Genomic DNA, 2,693 nt, shown 5'->3' on the forward strand with positions numbered 1-2,693 from the left:
TATAAATAAATTTTCCCATTACCTTAACCTCCTACAATAACCGCTCTACATCTGTGACTTCTAAATCATCCATGTAGGCCTCTGGTTCTTCATAAATTTTATTGATCAAACTATCTTCTATAGCTTGTGTATTTTCATGTTTGTTAAATGTATCTCTGACTTTAGCTGTAAACGTCACTGTGCATTTGAATTGCATTTCTACGTCGTCATTGTCGATATTCAATTAATCTACCTCCTCGATTTCCATGATGATTTTAGCTTCATCACCGTATTGCTTTAAGGTTCTTGCATCTACAATTTGGTTATCATCTTTCCACAGATGCTTATTGCCGGCATCTAAAACAGTTTTCATCAAATTATCTACATCAGGCTTTGTACGCTTATACTTGCCGACCATTGCCAAACGTTTTTTCTTACTCCAGCTTTTAGGAGGTGTAAAAATAAATTTCAACGTAACAATCACGCTATTTTCTAACATAAGTTTAGGCATCTGCTTTTGTATAAAGTCTTTATGCGCTGTATAAGTTGAAGGCATATACGTTTGTACAAAGTTACCTCTTTTACTGAATCTTGGTCTCGGCGACCCGATAGGTGCTTTATGCGTTTCATTAAAACTAATTTCTATTTCCATAAGACACCTCTATTTGACGCACAGCAGGCGTTGTACGACGTTTTTTACATTGGTATAGGAATAAGTCGTACAACCTCTCAGCGTTGCCCTGTGCTTGTGTAATCATCATCTCTGCAAACACTGAACTGCAGTTAAGATGACGCATGATATATTCTTTAGTTAACATCACCATGCATCTCGCTCCCTATAATCATCGCCGATAACATTTACTTTACGGCTTCCTTTTTTCATTCTTGAATTAATCCTATGCCAATGTACATTTTGATTAAGTTCCGACTCTTTAAAATTGGTAGTAAATATATTGTTCTTATTCTGTCTATTGTTAACAATCGTGTATAGTTTTCCTAAATCATGATCACTATTACTAACACCTATGTCATCCAACACTAATAAGTCTAAATTAATTAACTGCATTTTAAGTTCATCAAATGTTTCATAGGATTGATTGTTATATGTTGCTTTAATTCTATCCATCAAATCGGGTATCTGCATATAAGCAACTTTATAGCCTTTATTTTTAATTGCTTTTGCAATAGCATAAGCTAAATGCGATTTACCTGTCCCATAGCTTCCTCTAAAAAGAATAGACTTCATTTTGTCTTTTTCTGTCGTAAAACTTTGAACATATTCTATTGCAGTTTGCTTAGCTTTTACTTGCGACTCATTGTTAGGAATATAGTTATTAACTGTTGCATCTTTAATAGATGGATTAATTGTAGATTGATTGAATGAGTCGTCTATTTTACGTTGCTGCCTTTTTTTAGTAGCTTCTTTACCAGCTTCAATCATTGCGCAATCACAACCATGTCTAAATTCCTGACCATTGCTAAACTTGTAATAGTCATAAGTTCTGCCGCAACTTTCACATTTAAGTCCGTGTTCTTCTTCGACTATATTTTTCTTCAGTCTGCTTCCTTGCATAATATTTGAAAATGATTGCATTTTATTCCTCCCAATAGCTAGGGTCGTATTTCATTCGTTCTAGTTGATCTGCACCACTTAATTTAGGTGTTTGATTTTTATAGTTATCAAAGTTTCCACTGAACAATGTTTTAGGACGCAAATATTCATCCATCTTCGGATTGCCCTTCCATTGCGCAGTCATATTATCAATTACTGTAAAGAAATCCTCTTTTGAATTATCTTCATTGAATCTGGCTCGTATTAGTTTTTGATTCGCTTTTGATTTGTGGCTAAACCTCTTACCAGTCTTTTCGTTAAGATAATCAATAATCTCTTTATATGGGGTATGCGTCGGGTTGCCCGACAATATATTATTGTTAGTAGTCTCTGTAGTAATCTCTGTAGTAATCTCTGTTAAAGATTGTTGAGTTTCTTTACTATCCATTGTTAAGTTTGTTGACTTTCCATTGTTAAGAAACTTAACAATCCATTGTGAAGTAACTTCACTATCGACTTTATAATGTACAGTAGGTGCGCCATTAGCCTTTTTTAATGCAGTTTCTACAATCCCCATATTCTTTAATTTCTTTATTGAACGCATTACTTGATATTTAGATAAATGTATCTCTTCTTCCCATTCTTTATATGATTTGTAGAAATAACCGTCTTTTCTATTAGTTCGATCTGACCAATAAATTAATTGATTGAGTAACGCAGCAGTGGGATAATCCTCAGTGATTTTTAAGTAAATAACCGGTATAGGAATGATATTATTTTGACCGCTGAATTGTGTGATTATTGATGATATATAGTCTCTGTTATTCATTTAACTCACCTCTTAACAGTTATCTTTCTTCTGTTAATATAATTTACGTTTTCTACTTCTCTTTCTATAAAACCTAGTTTCTCAAACTTTTTAATAGCTCTTTTAACTGTTGACTCAGAAACTCCATAAAGTTCTGATAGCTCTTCGTTTGAAATATCCGTAGAACTTTCAACATTATTTGTTAGAGAATCAAGTTCACATATTAATATTTTTTCGAAAAAGGTTAAATCTTTTCTAGTTCTTACTTCTTTGGTTAAAATGCCTAAGCCTACTGTACTTCTTATAATTGTCATTTTTGAATTCTCCTTTCTGGTATAATCTTTCTGAATGCTT

General features: G+C 33.0%; 5 protein-coding genes. All 5 read right to left on the bottom strand.

Annotated elements, in window-relative coordinates:
* Positions 1-31: 31 nt before the first annotated feature.
* Entirely contained in the window at positions 32-223 is a 192-nt protein-coding gene (locus tag HMPREF2846_RS10635; RefSeq protein ID WP_070626610.1) for a hypothetical protein, read from the bottom strand.
* Positions 224-631 (bottom strand): RusA family crossover junction endodeoxyribonuclease, encoded by a 408-nt coding sequence (locus tag HMPREF2846_RS10640; protein ID WP_070626611.1) that lies wholly within the window; start codon positions 629-631, stop codon positions 224-226.
* 165 nt (positions 632-796) lie between these two features.
* Entirely contained in the window at positions 797-1,573 is a 777-nt protein-coding gene (locus HMPREF2846_RS10650; RefSeq protein WP_057510265.1) for an ATP-binding protein, read from the bottom strand.
* Between the two features lies 1 nt (position 1,574).
* On the bottom strand, positions 1,575-2,360 hold the full coding sequence (locus HMPREF2846_RS10655; RefSeq protein WP_057510266.1) for a conserved phage C-terminal domain-containing protein: 786 nt from the start codon (positions 2,358-2,360) through the stop codon (positions 1,575-1,577).
* 5 nt (positions 2,361-2,365) lie between these two features.
* Positions 2,366-2,693, bottom strand: a 328-nt coding sequence (locus HMPREF2846_RS10660; RefSeq protein WP_218086522.1) for a winged helix-turn-helix transcriptional regulator, incomplete at its 5' end; no start/stop codon positions are given.

This window comes from Staphylococcus sp. HMSC056G08 (genome assembly GCF_001812305.1).
Classification (GTDB): domain Bacteria; phylum Bacillota; class Bacilli; order Staphylococcales; family Staphylococcaceae; genus Staphylococcus; species Staphylococcus simulans.